Raw genomic sequence first — 17927 nt, forward strand, 5'->3', positions numbered from 1 at the left:
AGGGGCGGCGGTGCCGTAAGATTCCTGTTCCCTTTCTGCATCCGATAGAATACACTTGGATACAAATGCGTCAAGACACACCTTCCCCCCGCTTTACCCCGATGGCCCATTGGCTTGGGACGCTGGCCATTGCCGGTGCCGGAACGCTGTTTTTCTGGTCGCTGTCCTTGCCGCTGCCCTTTCTCTTCGGTCCGATGACGGCCTGCCTGCTGGCGGCGCTGCTGGGCGCGCCGCTGAAAGGGGTGGGGCCGATTTCCAAGGGCGCGCGGACGATCCTCGGCGTCGCGGTGGGGGCCTCGATCACCCCGGAGGTGGTCCACCAGATCCCGAACATGATGGCATCGGTGATGTTCGTGCCGCTCTATGTCGCGGTGATCGGGCTTGTCGGGGTGCCCTACTTCCACCGCATCTGCGGCTTCGACCTGCCGACCTCTTACTATGCCGCGATGCCCGGCGGGCTGCAGGACATGGTTGTCTTCGGGCAAGAGGCGGGGGCGGACGTGCGGGCGCTGTCGCTGATCCACGCGACGCGGGTGCTGATCATCGTCACCATCGCGCCCATCGTGCTGACACAGCTGTTCGACCGGCCGCTGATCCAGCCCATCGGCGCCCCGGCGGCGGATCTTCCCGTCGTCGAGCTGGCGGTCATGGTGGCGGCGGCGCTGATCGGCTGGAAGGGCGGGGAGCGCATCGGCCTCTTCGGGGCCAGCATCCTCGGGCCGATGATCGTGACGGCGGTGCTGTCGCTGTCGGGCGTGATCGAACACCGCCCCCCGCGCGAGGCCATCGTCGCCGCGCAGTACTTCATCGGCATCGGGATCGGCGTGGGCTACGTCGGCGTGACGCTGCTCGAGATCCGTAAGGACGTGCTGGCGGGCATCGCCTTCGTCGGCATCCTTGCCGTGCTCACCGTCATGGTGACAGAGATCGTGGTCGTGCTTGGTTTCGCCAATCCGGTCGAGGGCTTTTTGTCCTTCGCGCCGGGCGGGCAGGCCGAAATGACCGTGCTGGCCATCGTGGCGGGCGCCGACCTCGGCTTTATCGTGGTCCATCACCTGACGCGGATCGTGCTCGTCATTCTTGGCGCACCGATCTTCGCGGCGTTCTTCAAGGTGCGTGGAAGGGGCGGCGACACGCCAGGGTAGAATGAATATTCTGCATCAGACCATTCCATAAATGAGTTTGATTAACTTGGCGCCGGGTGACATTTTCAACAGGCAGCCCGGTTGTGTCGGTTCGCTGTACAGTTGACCGACGTTCCGGGCGGATGAACAACGGGAGGACATCCATGAAACTTTCTTCGATTCTGTCGACCGCGGCCTTTGCGGCAGGTGCGGTCGCGTCCGCGTCGGCGGTGCATGCGCAATCCTACGAAGGCAAGACCATCGAATACGTGATCCCCTTCTCGGAATCCGGCGGTTCGGCGAAATGGGCGAACTTCTACGCGCCCAAGCTGGCGGCGGCGCTGCCCGGCAGCCCGACCATGGTGGTGCGCTACCGTCCCGGCGCCGGTTCGACCGAGGGTGCCAACTGGTTCCAGAGCCAGCAGGATGAAGGTGACGGCCTGCTGCTCTTCGGCGATTCCGGTTCCACCAAGTTCCCCTACCTGCTGGGCGACCCGCGGGTTCGCTACAAGTACGAGGAATGGCAGCCGGTCGTGGCCTCGGCCACCGGTGGCGTGGTCTACCTTCCGCCGGATCTGGGCGAGAAGTTCGACGGCGACATGGACGACCTGAAGGATCCCTTCTACCTCTACGGTTCGCAGGGCGCGACGACGCTGGACCTGGTTCCGCTGCTGGCGTTCAAGATGCTTGGCATGCAGGTCGATCCGGTCTTCGGCGTCGAGGGGCGCGGCGACGGCCGCCTGATGTTCGAGCGCGGCGAAGCCAATATCGACTATCAGACCTCCTCGGCCTATCTCGCCAACGTGCAGCCGCTGGTGGATGACGGCCTTGCGGTGCCGATCTTCACCTGGGGTGCGCTGGACGAGGAAGGTGTGATCGTGCGCGACCCGACCTTCCCGGACATGCCGACCTTCAAGGAGGTCTGCGAGGCCACCGAGGGCTGCGAAACCTCGGGTGTGGCATGGGACGCGTGGAAGGCCTTCTTCGTGGCGGGCTTCGCCAACCAGAAGACGATCTTCCTGCCGCAGTCGGCCAGCCAGGAGGTCTATGACGCCTATGTCGCCGCCGCCAAGGCGGTGGTCAGCGCAGAGGGCTTCGCCGAAGAGGCAGAGACCACGCTGGGCGTCTACCCGCAGATGACCGGTGCCGCCGCTGTCGAAGCGACGCGTCAGGCGACCTCGATCTCTGACGAGGCCAAGCAGTACGTGCTTGACTGGCTGATGGAAGACTACGGCATCTCCGTCCAGTAACCCCGTCCTCCGGGACACCTCGTCCCGTCCGGCCCGCGTGCCGGACGGGATTTTCCCAATTCCAGCCGAACGGAGACAGCCATGTTCGCGCAAGCCCTGCCCGAGCTGGGAGAGGCCTTTGCCCTCATCTTCCAGCCAGCCCAGATCATGTACCTTCTCGGAGGCGTGCTTCTCGGTCTCTCCATCGGCGTTCTTCCCGGGCTTGGCGGCATCGCCGGGCTCGCCCTTGTCCTGCCCTTCATGTACGGCATGGACCCGGTCGCGGGCCTTGCCCTGATGGTCGGCCTGATCGCGGTCATCCCGACCTCGGACACCTTCTCCTCGGTGCTGCTGGGCATTCCCGGCTCTTCCGCCAGCCAGGCCACCGTGCTGGACGGCTTTCCGCTGGCGAAACAAGGCCACGCGGCGCGGGCGCTTTCGGCGGCCTTCACCTCGTCGCTGTTCGGTGGCCTCTTCGGCGCCTTCATCCTGACCTTCATCATTCTGGCCGCGCGCCCGCTGATCCTTGCCTTCGGCCTGCCCGAGATGCTGATGATCACCGTGCTGGGCCTGTCGGTCGTGGCGATCCTTGCGGGCCGCGTGCCGCTGAAGGGTGTCGTCGCCGCCGGGCTTGGCGTGATGGTCGGCACCGTCGGCTCTGCCCCGGCGGGCGGGTCGCTGCGCATGTCGAGCTATGAGCTGCCGTATCTCGTGGACGGGCTGCAACTGGTCATCGTGGGCCTCGGCATCTACGCGATCCCGGAAATCACCTCGCTGCTGCGCCGGGACCGCCCGATTGCAGAGGGCGGTTCGCTGGGCGACGGCTGGTCGCAGGGCGTCAGCGACTGGTGGCGCAACAAGTGGCTGTCGCTGCGCTGCGCCGTGATCGGCGTGGTTGTCGGCATCATTCCCGGCCTCGGCGGATCGGTCGTGGACTGGCTGGCCTATGGCTCCGCCGTGCAGACCGCCAAGGACCGGTCGATGTTCGGCAAGGGCGACATCCGCGGCGTCATCGCGCCGGAATCCTCCAACAACGCCAAGGAAGGCGGGGGCCTCGTGCCGACGCTGATCTTCGGCATCCCCGGGTCAGGGTCCATGGCGATCTTCCTCGGCGGCCTCGCGCTGCTGAACATGACGCCCGGGCCGCAGATGGTCCGCAACAACCTCGACATCACCTATACCATCGTCTGGTCGCTGGCGCTGGCCAACATCTTCGGCGCCGGGCTCTGCATCCTGCTGTCGAACCAGATCGCCCGGCTGACGACGATCCGCTTCACCATCCTCGCGCCCTTCCTCTTCATGCTGATCGGCTTCGCGGCCTTCCAGTCGCGCCAGTCGGCGCTGGACCTCGCGGCGCTGGTGGCCATCGGCATCTTCGGCATCCTGCTGCGCCGCTTCGACTACTCGCGGCCCGCCTTCCTGATCGGCTTCGTGCTGTCGACGCAGACGGAGATCTTCGTCAACCAGGCGGTGCAGATCGCCGGGGCGCGCTTCCGGCGCTCGGCAGAGGCGGGCTGGGATTACATCCTGTCGCCCATCACCATCGGCCTGCTGATCCTGACCGTCATCTCGGTGGTCGTCGGCATCCGCGCCTCGAAGAACATCCGCGAGAACATGGACGCGCCCGCCGTGTCCAAGACCGCGCCGGCGATCTTCCTTGGCGCGATCACGCTGTACCTCGTGGTGTCGATCTTCGACGCCTGGGGTGTCGGCCGCCTGCAGGACAAGATCTTCCCGCTGACCGTGGGCCTCGTGACCCTTCTCGGTGCCGTGGTGCTGCTGATCCGCATGGCGGTGAAACCGGCCACCGACGACGTCTTCATCGACCTTGAAAAGGGCGAGGACGGCGAGGCGCCGCACGGGCTGTGGACGACGCTGGCCTGGTTCGCCTCTCTGGTCGTGATGACCTTTGTCTTCGGCTACATCATCGCGCTGGTGCTCTTCCTTGTCGCCTTCTTCCGCAGCCGCGGTCGGTTCGGCTGGAAGACCACCATCCTCTCCACCGCAATCGGGCTGGCCTTCATCATGGGTCTTGCGGCCATCCTCGGGCGTGACTTCCCGCCGGGCTACCTGCAGACGCTGATCGACCTGCCCTGGCCCTTTACCTGAGGTTTTCGATAACCATGTCCCAGACCGGCATTCCCTACCTGTTCCTGCGCGGCGGCACGTCGCGTGGGCCCTACTTCCGCCGCGAGGACCTGCCGCAGGACCGCGACCACCTTGCCCGGGTGCTGATTGCCGCCGTCGGCGCGGGCCATCCGCTGAATATCGACGGCATCGGCGGCGGCAATGCGGTGACCACCAAGGTCGCCATGCTGTCCAAGTCCGAGCGTGACGACTGCGACGTCGACTATTTCTTCGCGCAGGTCGCGGTCGAGAAGGAAGAGGTCGACTTCAAGCCGACCTGCGGCAATATCCTGTGCGGTGTCGGCCCCGCCGCGCTCGAGATGGGCCTCGTGCCGATCACCGGGCCGGAAACCATCGTGCGCATCCACGCGGTCAATACCGGCGCGGTGATCGAGGCGGTGATCCAGACCCCCGAGGGCGCCGTCAGCTACGAGGGCGAGACCGCGATTGCCGGTGTGCCCGGCACCGCCGCTCCGGTGCGGCTGGCCTTCATGGGCACCGTAGGCTCGGTCACAGGCGCCCTGTTCCCGACCGGCAACAAGATCGACGTGATCGACGGGGTCGAGGTCACCTGCATGGACGTCGCCATGCCGGTGATGATGGCCCGGGCCGAGGATTTCGGCCTGACCGCCACCGAGACCGCCGCCGAGCTCGACGCCAACACCGCCTTCTTCGAGCGCGCCGAGGCGATCCGCCTGAAGGCGGGCGAACTGATGGGCCTTGGCGACGTGTCCAAGTCCGTGACGCCGAAGATCGCGATTCTTGCCAAGCCTTCGCAGGGCGGCACCATCGGCTCGCGCTACTTCATGCCCTGGGCCTGCCACCCCTCGATGGCGGTGACCGGCGGCCAGTGCATCGCCGCCTGCGCGATCACCCCGGGCACCGTGGCCGACGGCCTTGCGCAGGGCGTGGATGGCGATGCGCCGCTTCTGGTGCAGGTCGAACATCCCGCCGGGCTGCTGGACGTGCTGATCGACTTCGACGCCACCCCCGAGGGCCCGCAGATCAAATCCGCCGGGCTGGAGCGCACCGCGCGCCTGATTGCCCGGGGCGAGGTCATGGTGCCGACCCGGGTTTTCGCCGCAGAATGATGCAAAGCCCGCTTCGGCGGGCTTTCTCTTGCCTCGGGTAATTGTATACTCGGGGATACAGATGGCGACACGCCGGAGGCGGCGGCCCGCAGGGGCGGTCGGGCGTGTCGCGAGCGTTCCGCTGACGGGGGCGCGACGAGAGAGGAGATGCCCGTGACCAGACATGTATTCGAACACCTTGCAGAGACTGTCGCGAATGAGCAGGTCGAGACCTGCTTTGCCCTTCTTGGCGATGCCAATATGAACTGGGCCACGGCGCTGGCGGGGCTGGGGACGTCGATGGTCTACGTCCGGCACGAACATTGCGCCGTCGCGGCGGCCACCGCCTATGCCCGCAAGTCCGGCAGGATCGGGGTGGCCACCGTGACCTGCGGGCCGGGGCTGACGCAGGTGCTGACCGCGCTGCCCGCCGCCGTGCGCGCCGGCATCCCGCTGGTGATCTTCGCCGGAGAGGCGCCGCTGGGGGCCGCCTGGTACAATCAAGCCATCGATCAGGCGCCCTTTGTCGAGGCGACCGGCGCCAGCTACCACAGCCTGCACCATGTGGCCCGGATGCCCGCCGCCATCCGCGATGCCTTTGTCGAGGCGCGCGAGACCCGGCGCCCGGTGGTGGTTGGCGTGCCCTTCGACCTTCAGGGCCAGATCGCGCCCGAAACGCTGAAACAGCCGATGCCCTCGCGCGATCTGGCGCCGCGCCCCGCGCCGATGCCGCCGCACCCCGAAGACGTGACCAGGGCCTGCGGCCTGATCGCGGGCGCCAAGCGCATCGTCGTGCTGGGCGGTCTGGGGGCCGAGGCCTCTGGCGCCGCCGGGGCCTGCCGTGCGCTGGCAGAGCACATCGGCGCGGTGGTCACGACCTCGCTGCCCGCGCGCGGGACCTTTCACGGCGATGCCTTCGACATGGGGGTCTGCGGCGGCTTCAGCAGCACCTTCGCCCGCGCCTGTTTTGCCGAAGCCGATCTGGTGATCGCCGTCGGGTGCAGCCTGACGCAGCACAATATGGACAAGGGCAAGCTGTTCCCCAAAGCGCGCGTGTTGCAGATCGACACCGCCATGCGTGCCATGAACCAGGGCCTTGCCGTGGCCACCGACCACCTGCGCGGCGATGCGAAGCTGAGCGTCGAGGTGCTGCTCGACCGCCTGCCGCCGCAAGCCGGCTGGCGCACCGAGGCCATGGCGCGCCGCATCTCCGGGGCGCCCTCTGACACCTGTAGCTTCCCGCCCGAGGCGGGGCTTCTCGACCCGCGCGAGGTGGTCAGCGCGCTGGACGCGGCGCTACCCGGCGACTGGCAGATGGTCAATTCCTCGGGGCATTGCTCCTTCTACTTCGCCCATATGCGCCGCCCCTTCGAGAAATTCCTGACGATCCGCGAGTTCGGCGCCATCGGCAACGGCACCTCCTACGCCATGGGCGTCGCCGCCGCGCGCCCGGGCGAGACGGTGGTGCTGCTGGACGGAGACGGCAGCCTTCTGATGCATGTGCAAGAGCTGGAAACCATGCGCCGCCACGGGCTGAACATCGTGGTCTGCGTACTGAACGACGGCGCCTATGGCTCTGAAATCCACAAGCTGCGCGACGAGGGCCTGTCGACCGAGGGTGCTGTCTTCGGCCATGTCGACCTTGGCGCCATCGCCCGCGGTTTTGGCGGAGAGGGCGCGCGCGTCGACGACCTCTCGGCGCTGCCCGACCTCGTGGCGGGCTACAGGGGCGGCCTTGCGGTCTGGGACTTCCCGATCTCCGACAAGGTCGCCAACCCGGTTGTGCGCCGCGCCCATCCGGGCGGCCACATCGGCACCGAACACCCGGTAGACATCACGGAGCTGCTATGAAGATCCATATCCTCGACGACTGGTTCGACACCCTTCGGACCCTGCCCAGCTTCGACCTGCTGAAGGGCCATGACGTCACCGTCTGGATCGACCACAGCGAAGACGTCGATACGCTGGCAGAGCGCCTTGCCCCCGCCGACTGCCTTGTGCTGTTCCGAGAGCGCACGGCCATCACCGCGCCGCTGCTGGAGCGGCTGCCGAACCTGCGCCTGATTTCCCAGCGCAGCGTCTACCCGCATGTGGACGTGCCTGCCTGCACCGCGAACGGCGTGCTGCTGTGTTCTAACATGCATTCCGACACGCCCTCCATCGCGGCGGCGGAACTGACCTTCGCGCTGATCCTGTCCTCGGCGCGGCAGATCCCGCAGCAGATGGCCTCTTTGCAGGCCGGGCGCTGGCAGATGGGCGTTGGCCAGACGCTGGCGGGGCGGACACTGGGCCTTTACGGCTACGGGCGCATCGCCAGGCAGGTCGCGGGCTACGCGCGCGCCTTCGGGATGCGGGTGGTCTGGTGGGCCTCCGAGGCGGGCCGGGCCCGCGCCAAGGCGGACGGAGAGACCGTCGCCGACAGCCGCCACGCCTTCTTTGCAGAGGCGGATTTCGTCTCTGTCCACGTCCGGCTGAAGCCCGAGACGCGCGGCATCGTCACCGCCGAAGACCTGCTGGCCATGAAGCCCTCGGCCAGCTTCGTGAACACCGCGCGCTCCGGCCTCGTGGCCAAGGGCGCGCTGGAACAGGCGCTGGCGGCGGGCCGCCCCGGGCGCCTTGCGCTGGACGTCTTCGACAGGGAACCCCTGACCGATGCCGCCGACCCGCTGGTCAATCATCCTGCGGTGATCGGCACGCCGCATATCGGCTACGTCACCGAGGACGAGCTGGACCTGCAATTCGCCGACATCTACGACCAGATCAATGCCTATGCCGACGGGACGCCGATCCACATGATCAACCCCGGGGTCTGGACTGGGGCTCGGTGTTGAATTCCAGATGATCGGCGAAGCGGTTCAGAAGCTCCGCCTCGATCCGGGCAAGGGTCTCTGTCGCATTGGTCGACAGCGGCACCGCCCGGCGCGAGACGATGCCGATGGTGCGGTCCAGCCGGATGCCCTCGAAGGGCACGGCCACAAGGTCCGCCGGGGCCATGGTGATCGAGGAGCGCGGCAGGATCGTCAGCGCCGCGCCCGCGTTCACCAGCCGCATCGCCATGATCGCGTTCTGCACCTCGAAGTGCCAGCGGATCTTGTCCTTCATCTCGCCCATCGCCACGTCCAGCAATTGCCGGTTGCGCGACTGCGAGAAGATCCGCGCCATGGGCACGCCCAGCAGGTCGGTCAGCGCCACGCTCCCCTTCTGCGCCAACGGGTGGTCGCGGCGCACGAAAAGCACGTAGTCCTCGACGAAAAGCGGCCGCAGGCGCAGGTCCGACAGTTCCGCCGAGACGATGGTGATGCCGAATTCGGCCTTGCCGCTGCGTACCGTCTCGGCAATGCGCGTGACCGGGATGTCGAGGATGTGGAACCCCATGTCGGGGCGTTCCGCCATCAGGTCGGAGAGCACGGCGGGCAGGATCGTGTTGGCGATCGAGGGCAGGCAGGCAAAGGACAGCCGCTTGGCCTGCCGCTGGGCCCCCGCGCGCACGCTTTCATAGGTGTCCTGCAATTCCTTCAAGAGGCGCCGGGCCTCGGGCAGCAGGCCCTGACCCAGCGCGGTCAGGGACACCTCGCGGCTCGACCGGGTCAGCAGGACATTGCCGAGGTCGTCCTCGATCTTGCGCAGACGGTGGCTCAGCGCCGCCTGACTGAGGTGCAGCGCCTCTGCCGCGCGCTGGAACGACCCGTAGTCGGCAATCGCCACGAAGGCTTCGAGCCCCAGATAATCCACCCGCATCGACAGGGCCCTTTCGCTTATTGCGCGCGGACCCTATCCCAAGCCCCGAGGGAGGCAAACCGTTGATCGCCATACCGGACCTGCTGCTGCCCGAGGGCATGACGGATCTCGTCTTCCTCGCGCTGATCTCCACCAGCTTCCTCGGGTCGCTGATCACCGTGGCCTTCGGCATCGGCGGCGGCGGCCTGCTTCTGGCGGTCATGGCGACGCTGGTGCCGGTCTCTGCGCTGATCCCCACGCATGGGGTGATCCAGGTGGCGTCGAACCTCGGGCGGGCGGCGATGACCTTCCGCTACATCTTCTGGCCCGCCCTGCCGATGTTCACGCTGGGCTCTCTGGTGGGCGCGCTTGCGGGCGGCGCGGTGGTGGTGAACCTGCCCGCCGCATGGGTGCAGATCGGCATCGGCGCCTTTGTCATGTGGTCGGTGCTGGGCAGGCCGCCGCGCGGGGTGCGCGACTGGCCGCTGCTGGTGGGCGCGGTATCGAGCTTCCTGACCATGTTCTTCGGCGCGACGGGGCTGTTCGTGGCCACCTACACCAAGTCGCAAGAGCTGCCGCGCCACGCCCATGTCGCCACCCATGCCACGCTGATGACCGTGCAGCACGGGGTCAAAAGCGTGACCTTCGGCCTGCTGGGCTTTGCCTTTGCCGAGTGGTGGCCCTTTATCGTCGCGATGATGCTGGCGGGCTTTGCCGGGACCACCGTGGGCCTGCAACTCTTGCACCGCATCGACGACAGGCGCTTCCGCTATGCGCTGGACACGGTGCTTCTGCTGCTCTCGGCGCGGCTGATCTACGCCGGCGTGACGGACCTGTGGTCCGGGCGCTGACGGTCCCGCGGGAAGGCTGACCGCTGACGGGCTGACGGGGCAGGGGGCGGCAGCGGGGCAGGCGCGTCCAAGCGCATCGCCAGAGCGGATGACATCGCGGGCAGGGCGTTCTGCGAGGCCGCTTGCGGCCCCGGGCCGTTCAGCGCGGAAAGACGCGCCCGTCGAACAGCTTGCGCGCGGTGCGCAGGGTGCCCGCGCGGGTGACGGCGCCGGTTGCGTCCCGCTCCAGCAGCACCTCGGCGGCGCCGGTCGGGTGTTCCACGGCAAAGCTCTCACCCTCGGGCAGCACGCAGACCGCCGCCGCCGGAGAGCCGGGCAGCGTGCAGGCCGTCGCCACCGAGACGGCGGCAAAGACGCCGATGGTCGCGTGGCAGCGGTGCGGGATGAAGCTGCGCGTGCCGATCACGCCGCCCGCGCGGGGGGCAGAGACCAGCGTCATTTTCGGCACCGTGCTGTCGGCCACGTCGCCGAGGTTCATCAGGGGCCCGGCCTGAAGGCGGATCGCCTCGACCCGGGCGTGCAGGGTCTCGTTGGCCTCCAGCGCCTCGCGGCTTTCGCTGCCGTCGATGCCGAAGTCCTCTGCCTTCAGGATCACGCAGGGCATGCCGTTGTCGATCAGGGTGCAGGCGACGCCGTCGATCACGTCCACGGGCTTGCCGGTGGGCAAGAGCGCGCCGCTCATCGACCCGGCGATGTTCTGGAACATCAGCGGCACCGGCGCATGGTGGCCCGGCACGCCGTCGATGCGCGCCGGACCCCGGTAGGACACCCGCCCGCCGGGCGTGGCGATGCGTGCGACCGCGACCTCGCCGGTGTTGCGCATGTGGATGCGCACGGGGGTTTCGTCACCCGAGGGCGCCACCAGCCCGCGCTCGATCGCCGCCGGGCCGACGCAGGCGAGGATATTGCCGCAGCCCTGCCTGTCGCTGACCAGCGCCTGATCGACGAAGACCTGCAGAAAGAGGTAATCGACATCCGCATCCGCCCGGGTCGAGGGCGACAGCACCGCGACCTTCGAGGTCAGCGGGTCCGCCCCGCCGATGCCGTCGATCTGCGTCGGATCGGGCGAGCCCATGATCTCCAGCAGCAGCGCGTCCCGCGCGGCGGGATCGGCGGGCAGGTCGGCGGCGAGGAAACAGGCCCCCTTCGAGGTCCCGCCGCGCATCCAGAGGCAGGGAATGCCCTCGTCGCTCATGTCACCCTCCGGTTCAGACGTATTTCAGGCCCTTCGCGGCCAGCCGTCCGCGCATGTCGTAGATGTCGAGGCCCAGCTCTCCGGCGGCCAGCCGCGCGCGCTTGGCGTCCTCGGCGGCAAGGCGGGCCTCGGCCTTCCTCAGCACCTCGGCGGCATCGGAGCGGCGGACCACGCAGACCCCGTCGTCATCGGCGACGATCACGTCGCCCGCCTCGATCGCCTGCCCGGCGCAGACCACCGGCACGTTGACCGAGCCGGGTGTCTCCTTGACGGTGCCCTGTGCGCTGACGGCCCTGGACCAGACGGGAAAGCCCATGGCGGTCAGGTCGCGCACGTCGCGCACACCCGCGTCGATCACCAGACCCCGGCAGCCGCGCGCCATGGCAGAGGTGGCCAGCAGGTCGCCGAAATAGCCGTTGTCGCAGGGCGAGGTGGGGGCCAGCACGAGGATGTCGCCCTCCTGCAGCTGCTCGATGGCGACGTGGACCATCCAGTTGTCGCCCGGGGGCGCCGAGATCGTGACGGCGGAGCCCGCCACCTGCGCGCCCGCGTAGATCGGGCGCATGTGGCTGGCGAGGCAGCCGATGCGGCCCTGTGCCTCGTGGACCGTGGCCACCCCGGCGCGGCCGAGGGCCTCGATGACGGCGGGGTCGGCGCGGTCGATGGTCTGTCTGACGATATGCATGGCGGTTCCTTCGCGCTGTGGCTGTCGGGGGCAAGCGGTTTGGAAACCGCTTGCAAGGGCCTTCGAAGGCCCTTGCGGCTTACAAGGCGTCGACGGTGCGCGGGAAGACGGACTCGAAGCCCTCGGCATATTTGCAATCGCGTCCGCCGGACATGCCGCCCGAGTTGCGCTTGAAGTGGTTGGCGCGCTGCTGGGCCACGCGGGTATAGTAGTCCCACAGGTGGACCTGCCCGTTCATCGCCTCCATCGCCGCGCGCTTCTTCTCCCAGACCGGCGTGATGTCGAGGAAGGTGTCGGGCTTCCAGCCCATCTGTTCGGTCTGGTGCGGCTCGAACAGATAGAGCTGCGGCGCGCCCAGCACCGTCTCGCCCGGGTTATGGCCCCAGGCCTGCGCGATCATCCGGCACTCCAGCGCGACCTGCGTCATGTACATGTGGTCGGTGTTGTAGGGGTCGTATTTCGAATGGCTGAGCATGAAGGCGGGCTGCACCTGCCGGATCAGGTCCACCAGCCGGCCCTTGTCGTCACGGTCCAGTTCCAGCGGGTAGTCGCCAAGGTCGAAGCATTCCAACCGGTGCACGCCAAGCGCCTCTGCGGCGGCCTCGGCTTCGGCCCGGCGGATCGCCTTGACCTCGTCCAGCGTCTTGCCCTCTTTCCACAGCCGGGCGCTTTCGCCGCGTTCGCCGAAGGACATGCAGGCCACGGTGACCTCGTAGCCCATTTCGGCGTGCAGCGCGATGGCGCCCCCGCAGCGCCAGACGAAATCGGCGGCATGGGCGGACAGGACAAGCGCCGTCTTGGGTGCGGACATGGGGGAGCTCCTCGGTAAGTCTGGGCTATATGTCTCATGGTGGCGGGCGGCAGTTCAATTAGAAAACCATCCGCCGTTCATAGGTTATGGCTATAGTCACCGCTCGGGCCATGCGCGGCCCGCGGGCGACTGACGCTGGGGAAAGTTATCGCTAACGGCATGACATTGACCAATCGGCGCTTTCCTGTCAGGCAAGGGCCAGATTCCCCCGAAGACCCATGCCCCAGCGAAGGACTGTTGCCATGACCAATGTTCTCGATCAGTTGCGCCAGATGACCACCGTCGTTGCCGACACCGGAGAGGTGGCGGCGGTGAAGACCTGGCAGCCCGTGGACTGCACCACCAACCCCTCGCTGGTGCTGAACGCCATCAAGGATCCGGCCTCGGAGGCGCTGATCGCGCGCGAGATCGAGGCGGGCCGCAAGGCGGGCAAATCCGCCGCCGAGGTGGTGGATACCCTGACCGTCGCCGTGGGCGCCGAGCTGACGACGCTGGTGCCGGGACGCGTCTCCACCGAGGTGGACGCGCGGCTGTCCTTCGACACCGAGGCCTCTGTCGCCCGTGCCCGGGCCATCATTGCCGATTACAAGGCGCGCGGCATCGAGAAGGACCGCATCCTGATCAAGCTCGCCTCGACCTGGGAGGGCATCCGCGCCGCCGAGATCCTGCAGAAGGACGGCATCGACTGCAACCTGACGCTGCTGTTCAGCATGGCGCAGGCGGTGGCCTGTGCCGATGCGGGCGCCTACCTGATCTCGCCCTTCGTGGGCCGGATCACCGACTGGTACAAGAAGGCCGAAGGTGTCGACAGCTATGCGCCGGACGAGGATCCGGGCGTGAAGTCGGTGCGCCGGATCTACGACTACTACAAGTCGAACGGCATCGGGACGGTGGTCATGGGGGCCTCTTTCCGCAATATCGACCAGATCAAGGCGCTGGCGGGCTGCGACAACCTGACGATCTCGCCGAAGCTGCTGGACGAGCTGGCGAAGGACACGGGCGACCTGCCGCGCGTGCTGTCGCCGGAGAAGGCAAGCGGGGCGCCGAAGGTCGAGATGGACGAGGCGACCTTCCGCTGGGAGATGAACGCCGACGCCATGGCGACCGAGAAGCTGGCGGAGGGCATCCGCAACTTCGACGCCGATCACAAGAAGCTGGAGGCGCTGGTCTCCGAGCGGATGGGCTGAGGCCGCCCTCGGCGCATCGGGACCTTCTTCGAAGGTGCGAGAGGCGCTGCCTCTCGCGCTCTCCGAGGTATTTTCGGACCAAAGAAGGGGGCGATGCGCAAAGGGGGGCAGATGCTCAAGGAAGGGCGTGTGTCTGCCTGGTCTTGCCCTGTGGGGACAGAGCGTCCGCGGGGCGCGCGCGACCTGCGGCGCGGCGCCCCGGCGGCAGGCTCAGTCGCGCCAGTCCTCGCGCCGGGCGACGGCGGCGCGGCGCAGCATGGCCACGTCGATGTCCACCGCGATGAAGACCGCGCCGGCCTCTTCGCAGGGGCGCAGGAAGGCGTCGCTGGCCGAGAGCACGCCCGCGGGTTTGCCCGCGGCGCGGATGCGGCGGATCGCGCCGGTGACGGCTTCGAGCACCTTCGGATGCGCGGTCTGGCCCATCAGGTCCATGGAGGCCGCAAGGTCGGCGGGTCCGACAAAGATGCCGTCGACACCGTCGACCGCCGCGATCTCCTCGATCTGGTCCAGCGCCGCAACGGTTTCGACCTGAACCAGCACGCAGATCTCTTCTCCGGCGCGGGGGCCGTAATCGGCGATGGCGCCGTAGCGGCTGGCCCGGGTCAGGCCCGAGACGCCGCGCATCCCCTTGGGCGGGTAATGGCAGGCCGCCACGGCCTTCGCGGCCTCTTCGGCGGTCTGCACGTAGGGCACGAGCACCGTCTGGGCGCCGCTGTCGAGCAGGCGCTTGATCTCGACCGGATCGTTCCAGCCGGGGCGCAGGATCTGCGTGACCGGGTAGGGGGCCGCCGCCTGCATCAGCGGCAGGGTCATCACGTCGGTTGCCGGGGAATGTTCGGTGTCGATCAAGAGCCAGTCGTAGCCGCAGCCCGCCAGCAGTTCCACGACCGAGGGGTCCGGGATGGTGTTCCAGACACCGATCTGGCGGCGACCCTCCTTCAGGGCGGCCTTGAAGCGGTTGACGGGCAAATCCATGGTGGGGCGTCCTCCTGTCGCGTCCGGTAAGGCGCCGGGGCGGAAGAAAAGCGCCGCCCAGGCGCCGCCGAGAGCAGCCCGAACGCGGTGACATGTCAAGAGGTGCGCAGAAAAACACCCGAAGCCGCAGGGATTTCGGCGCAGCCCACCCGCCGGCAGGTGCCCGCGCCTGGAGGGCGCCGGTCAGAGCCGCGAAGCCCCCCGGGGTGCGATGCCCGTTGCCAGAAGGGAAGGACCCTGCGCACCGCAGGCAACCGTTCCATCAGTCGTTAATTGTCTGTAAACGATATTGGTGAAGAATGTCTTAAGATCGCAGCCAATGCGTGTGAGGGTGGATGACCGCGACGGATGCCGAGCAAGCCGATACTCCGGATACCCGGGTAGAGGGCGAAATGACCGTGGTGGGGATTGCCGCCTCGGCCGGGGGGCTGGAGGCGGTGTCGCTGCTTGCGCGGCATCTGCCGAACGACCTGCCCTGTGTCTACGTGCTGGCGCAGCATATGTCGCCGCATCACGCCAGCGTGCTGCCGACGCTTCTGTCGCATGAGACGCGGCTGGCCGTGAAGGCGGTGGAACGCGAGGAAGTGCTGGTTGCGAACACGATCTACGTGCCGGTGCCCAAGACCGATCTGGTGGTCGAGGGCGACCGGGTGGTGGTCAAGCAGCCCTCTGGCCGCCCGGCAGAGCCCAAGCCCTCGGCCGACCGGCTGTTCACCTCGATTGCCGAAACCTATGGAGAGCGCAGCATGGGCATCGTCCTGTCGGGCACCGGCAGCGACGGCAGCTATGGCGTGCAGGCGATCCGCGAGGTCGGCGGCATCACCATCGCGCAGGATTCGGAATCCTCGAAATACGACACCATGCCCGCCTCGGCGGTGGAAACCGGCTGCGTCGATCTTGTGCTGTCGCCGCGCCAGATGGGCGAGCAGCTGTCCAATATCCTGTCGCGCCCGCGTGATTTCACGGCCCTGCAGGCGATCCTCGAACAGCCGACGGAATACGACGACCTGTTCCACCAGCTTCAGGCCCGGACCAAGGTCAATTTCCGCCACTACAAGGAAAACACCGTCAGCCGCCGCATCCAGCGCCGCCTGATCGCGCTGGGGTTCGAGGAATACGCCCGCTACGTCGAGTTCTGCCGCGACAACCCCGAGGAACTGGACGCGCTCTATCGCGACCTGCTGATCTCGGTCACCCGGTTCTACCGCGACCCCGAACAGTTCGACGCGCTGGAGGCAGAGCTGGCGGACTACGTGGAGGGCGTCAAGGACCGCCCGTTCCGCATCTGGGTGCCGGGCTGCGCAACCGGCGAGGAAGCCTATTCCATTGCCTTCATGCTGAACGACCTGATGGACCGGCGGGGCATGCCGCGCGACCGGGCGGTGCAGATCTTTGCCACCGATCTTGACGATTCCGCCCTGACCCGCGGGCGCAACGGGGCCTATCCGGCGGCGGCCTCTTCGGGCATTCCGGATGCGGTGCAGCAGAAGTATTTCACCCTGTCGGACGATGTGCTGCGGGTGAAGCCCGAGATCCGCAATCAGGTGCTGTTCTCGCGCCACAACGTCTTTCAGGACCCGCCGTTCAGCGACATCGATCTCGTGAGCTTCCGCAACACGATGATCTACTTCGACACGCCCCTGCAGGAAAAGGTCATGTCACGCCTGCTGTATGCGCTGAGGCCGGGCGGGATCCTGTTCCTTGGCGCCTCGGAAAGCATCGGCGCGATGGAGCCCTATTTCCACCGCGTCCGCGACGGCGCCCGGCTGTTCCGCAAGCGGCTGGACACGACCTTCGACCACAAGGCGCTGGTGCGCTTCGGCAATTCCAAGATCACAGACGGCGTGCGCCAGCGCCCGGACAAGGCGCGGGCCGGCAGCGACGTGCTGGAGACGGATACCTTCAAGGCGCTGGCGGAATCCGTGGCGCCTCAGGGGGTGCTGGTGAACGTGCACAAGGACATCATCCGCATCTTCGGCGACATCAGCCCCTTCACGCGGGTTACCGACGACCTGAGGGGGCGGCTGAACACCATGGTGCTGAAGGCGGAACTGGCCGCCGATGCCAGCAGCCTGATCCCGCTGTGCCTGAAGCACGGGCGCCCGCGCGACGGGCTGTGGCGCGACGTCAAGGGGCCGGATTTCAACCGGGTGCGGCTGCGGGCCTATCCGCTGAACATCGACCCGGGCAACCACGGGCGGCTGGCGCTTCTGTCCATCGACACGACGATGGTCGACGGCAGCACCGAACTGGACCGGGGCAGCGAGGAGGCGTCGAGCTACCTCACCCATGTCGAGAACGAGCTGGCGGATTCGCGCGAGGCGCTTCAGATCACCATGGAGGAGTTGCAGACCTCGAACGAGGAACTGCAATCCACCAACGAGGAGCTGCAGTCCACCAACGAAGAGCTTCAGTCCACGAATGAGGAACTGGAGACCTCGAACGAGGAGTTGCAGTCCACCAACGAGGAACTGATCACCGTCAACGAGGAACTGCTGATCAACTCGGACGAGCTGAACCGTCTGGTGGCCGAGAAGAACGCGATCCAGGTGGCGCTGCCGCTGCCGCTTCTGGTGCTGGACACCTCTCTCAACATCAAGAGCGCCTCGCAGAACGCCATCGAACTGTTTTCCCTGACAGAGCGCGGCGCGCATCTGGGCCACATCAGCCAGGTCTTCCTGCCCTAAACGCCCTTCCCGGCGCTGGTGGACATCTGCCACGATGTGCTGACGCGGCAGAAAAGCCGCAGCGAGGTCTTCCAGTTGAAGGGCGAGAAGACAGAGATGCGGATCACGCCCTATTTCATCAAGGAAAAGATCCTGCAGGGGCTGACGATCACCCTGCAACGCGCGCCCTGATCCGGCGGGTCGGGGCCGGTCGCGTCCCGTGCGCTGTCCCGCGCGTCGGAACCGCTGCGGAGAAAATGCCGGTGCCGGGGGGCAGCCTGTGGCATGCG

At 67.3% G+C, this 17927-nt stretch carries 15 protein-coding genes; 10 read left to right on the forward strand and 5 right to left on the reverse strand.

Features of this window, described 5'->3' with window-relative positions; genetic code table 11:
• The first annotated feature begins 101 nt into the window (after nt 1-101).
• The 6 genes from ACN5KJ_RS14525 to ACN5KJ_RS14550 all read left to right on the forward strand — a co-directional run bounded on the left by ACN5KJ_RS14525 (nt 102) and on the right by ACN5KJ_RS14550 (nt 8381).
• Nucleotides 102-1145, forward strand: a complete 1044-nt coding sequence (locus ACN5KJ_RS14525) for an AbrB family transcriptional regulator (RefSeq protein ID WP_418594761.1) — start codon at nt 102-104, stop codon at nt 1143-1145.
• Between the two features lie 143 nt (nt 1146-1288).
• Nucleotides 1289-2374 carry a tricarboxylate transporter gene (locus tag ACN5KJ_RS14530; RefSeq protein WP_347165978.1) on the forward strand — a complete coding sequence of 362 codons (1086 nt, stop codon included), beginning with the start codon at nt 1289-1291 and terminating at the stop codon, nt 2372-2374.
• A gap of 81 nt (nt 2375-2455) precedes the next feature.
• Nucleotides 2456-4462: a tripartite tricarboxylate transporter permease gene (locus ACN5KJ_RS14535; protein ID WP_418594762.1), complete on the forward strand. Its 2007-nt coding sequence runs from the start codon at nt 2456-2458 to the stop codon at nt 4460-4462.
• Nucleotides 4463-4476: 14 nt separating this feature from the next.
• Complete coding sequence (locus tag ACN5KJ_RS14540; RefSeq protein WP_347165976.1) at nt 4477-5571, forward strand: 4-oxalomesaconate tautomerase; 1095 nt, start codon at nt 4477-4479, stop codon at nt 5569-5571.
• A gap of 153 nt (nt 5572-5724) precedes the next feature.
• The gene (locus ACN5KJ_RS14545; protein ID WP_418594763.1) at nt 5725-7401 is read left to right on the forward strand and encodes a thiamine pyrophosphate-binding protein; all 1677 of its coding nucleotides are present in this window, start codon (nt 5725-5727) and stop codon (nt 7399-7401) included.
• Nucleotides 7398-8381, forward strand: a complete 984-nt coding sequence (locus tag ACN5KJ_RS14550) for a D-2-hydroxyacid dehydrogenase family protein (RefSeq protein ID WP_418594764.1) — start codon at nt 7398-7400, stop codon at nt 8379-8381. Before ACN5KJ_RS14545 ends, ACN5KJ_RS14550 begins: the two co-directional genes overlap by 4 nt.
• On the opposite strand, the gene ACN5KJ_RS14555 is transcribed toward ACN5KJ_RS14550, so the two are convergent.
• Nucleotides 8347-9288: a LysR family transcriptional regulator gene (locus tag ACN5KJ_RS14555; protein ID WP_347165973.1), complete on the reverse strand. Its 942-nt coding sequence runs from the start codon at nt 9286-9288 to the stop codon at nt 8347-8349. The genes ACN5KJ_RS14550 and ACN5KJ_RS14555 overlap by 35 nt on opposite strands.
• Nucleotides 9289-9350: 62 nt before the next feature.
• Here ACN5KJ_RS14555 and ACN5KJ_RS14560 point away from each other — a divergent pair, with 62 nt between their 5' ends.
• Nucleotides 9351-10118, forward strand: a complete 768-nt coding sequence (locus tag ACN5KJ_RS14560; protein ID WP_418594765.1) for a sulfite exporter TauE/SafE family protein — start codon at nt 9351-9353, stop codon at nt 10116-10118.
• Between the two features lie 139 nt (nt 10119-10257).
• Here ACN5KJ_RS14560 and ACN5KJ_RS14565 read toward each other — a convergent pair whose 3' ends face one another.
• The 3 genes from ACN5KJ_RS14565 to ACN5KJ_RS14575 form a co-directional block, all read right to left on the reverse strand.
• Nucleotides 10258-11313: a 4-oxalomesaconate tautomerase gene (locus ACN5KJ_RS14565; protein WP_418594766.1), complete on the reverse strand. Its 1056-nt coding sequence runs from the start codon at nt 11311-11313 to the stop codon at nt 10258-10260.
• Between the two features lie 13 nt (nt 11314-11326).
• Nucleotides 11327-11998 (reverse strand): 4-carboxy-4-hydroxy-2-oxoadipate aldolase/oxaloacetate decarboxylase, encoded by a 672-nt coding sequence (locus tag ACN5KJ_RS14570; RefSeq protein WP_418594767.1) that lies wholly within the window; start codon nt 11996-11998, stop codon nt 11327-11329.
• A gap of 79 nt (nt 11999-12077) precedes the next feature.
• On the reverse strand, nt 12078-12809 hold the full coding sequence (locus ACN5KJ_RS14575; protein ID WP_347165969.1) for a PIG-L deacetylase family protein: 732 nt from the start codon (nt 12807-12809) through the stop codon (nt 12078-12080).
• 242 nt (nt 12810-13051) lie between these two features.
• On the opposite strand from ACN5KJ_RS14575, the gene tal reads away from it, so the two are divergent.
• On the forward strand, nt 13052-13996 hold the full coding sequence (tal, locus tag ACN5KJ_RS14580) for a transaldolase (RefSeq protein WP_418594768.1): 945 nt from the start codon (nt 13052-13054) through the stop codon (nt 13994-13996).
• A gap of 210 nt (nt 13997-14206) precedes the next feature.
• Here the strand turns inward: tal and ACN5KJ_RS14585 are convergent, their stop codons facing one another.
• On the reverse strand, nt 14207-14971 hold the full coding sequence (locus ACN5KJ_RS14585; protein WP_347165968.1) for an HpcH/HpaI aldolase/citrate lyase family protein: 765 nt from the start codon (nt 14969-14971) through the stop codon (nt 14207-14209).
• A 335-nt stretch (nt 14972-15306) separates the two neighbouring features.
• Between ACN5KJ_RS14585 and ACN5KJ_RS14590 the strand changes: the two genes are divergently transcribed.
• Nucleotides 15307-17658, forward strand: a complete 2352-nt coding sequence (locus ACN5KJ_RS14590; RefSeq protein ID WP_418594769.1) for a chemotaxis protein CheB — start codon at nt 15307-15309, stop codon at nt 17656-17658.
• A gap of 18 nt (nt 17659-17676) precedes the next feature.
• Nucleotides 17677-17829 (forward strand): hypothetical protein, encoded by a 153-nt coding sequence (locus ACN5KJ_RS14595; protein ID WP_418594770.1) that lies wholly within the window; start codon nt 17677-17679, stop codon nt 17827-17829.
• Nucleotides 17830-17927 lie beyond the last annotated feature (98 nt).

The organism is Ponticoccus sp. (in: a-proteobacteria), from assembly GCF_048381735.1.

Coding starts and splice junctions, on each gene's coding strand:
- ACN5KJ_RS14540 (WP_347165976.1), top strand. CDS start 4,477: ATGTCCCAGACCGGCATTCCCTACCTGTTCCTGCGCGGCGGCACGTCG.
- ACN5KJ_RS14590 (WP_418594769.1), top strand. CDS start 15,307: ATGACCGCGACGGATGCCGAGCAAGCCGATACTCCGGATACCCGGGTA.
- ACN5KJ_RS14535 (WP_418594762.1), top strand. CDS start 2,456: ATGTTCGCGCAAGCCCTGCCCGAGCTGGGAGAGGCCTTTGCCCTCATC.
- ACN5KJ_RS14530 (WP_347165978.1), top strand. CDS start 1,289: ATGAAACTTTCTTCGATTCTGTCGACCGCGGCCTTTGCGGCAGGTGCG.
- ACN5KJ_RS14565 (WP_418594766.1), bottom strand. CDS start 11,313: ATGAGCGACGAGGGCATTCCCTGCCTCTGGATGCGCGGCGGGACCTCG.
- ACN5KJ_RS14525 (WP_418594761.1), top strand. CDS start 102: ATGGCCCATTGGCTTGGGACGCTGGCCATTGCCGGTGCCGGAACGCTG.
- ACN5KJ_RS14585 (WP_347165968.1), bottom strand. CDS start 14,971: ATGGATTTGCCCGTCAACCGCTTCAAGGCCGCCCTGAAGGAGGGTCGC.
- ACN5KJ_RS14550 (WP_418594764.1), top strand. CDS start 7,398: ATGAAGATCCATATCCTCGACGACTGGTTCGACACCCTTCGGACCCTG.
- ACN5KJ_RS14575 (WP_347165969.1), bottom strand. CDS start 12,809: ATGTCCGCACCCAAGACGGCGCTTGTCCTGTCCGCCCATGCCGCCGAT.
- tal (WP_418594768.1), top strand. CDS start 13,052: ATGACCAATGTTCTCGATCAGTTGCGCCAGATGACCACCGTCGTTGCC.
- ACN5KJ_RS14555 (WP_347165973.1), bottom strand. CDS start 9,288: ATGCGGGTGGATTATCTGGGGCTCGAAGCCTTCGTGGCGATTGCCGAC.
- ACN5KJ_RS14570 (WP_418594767.1), bottom strand. CDS start 11,998: ATGCATATCGTCAGACAGACCATCGACCGCGCCGACCCCGCCGTCATC.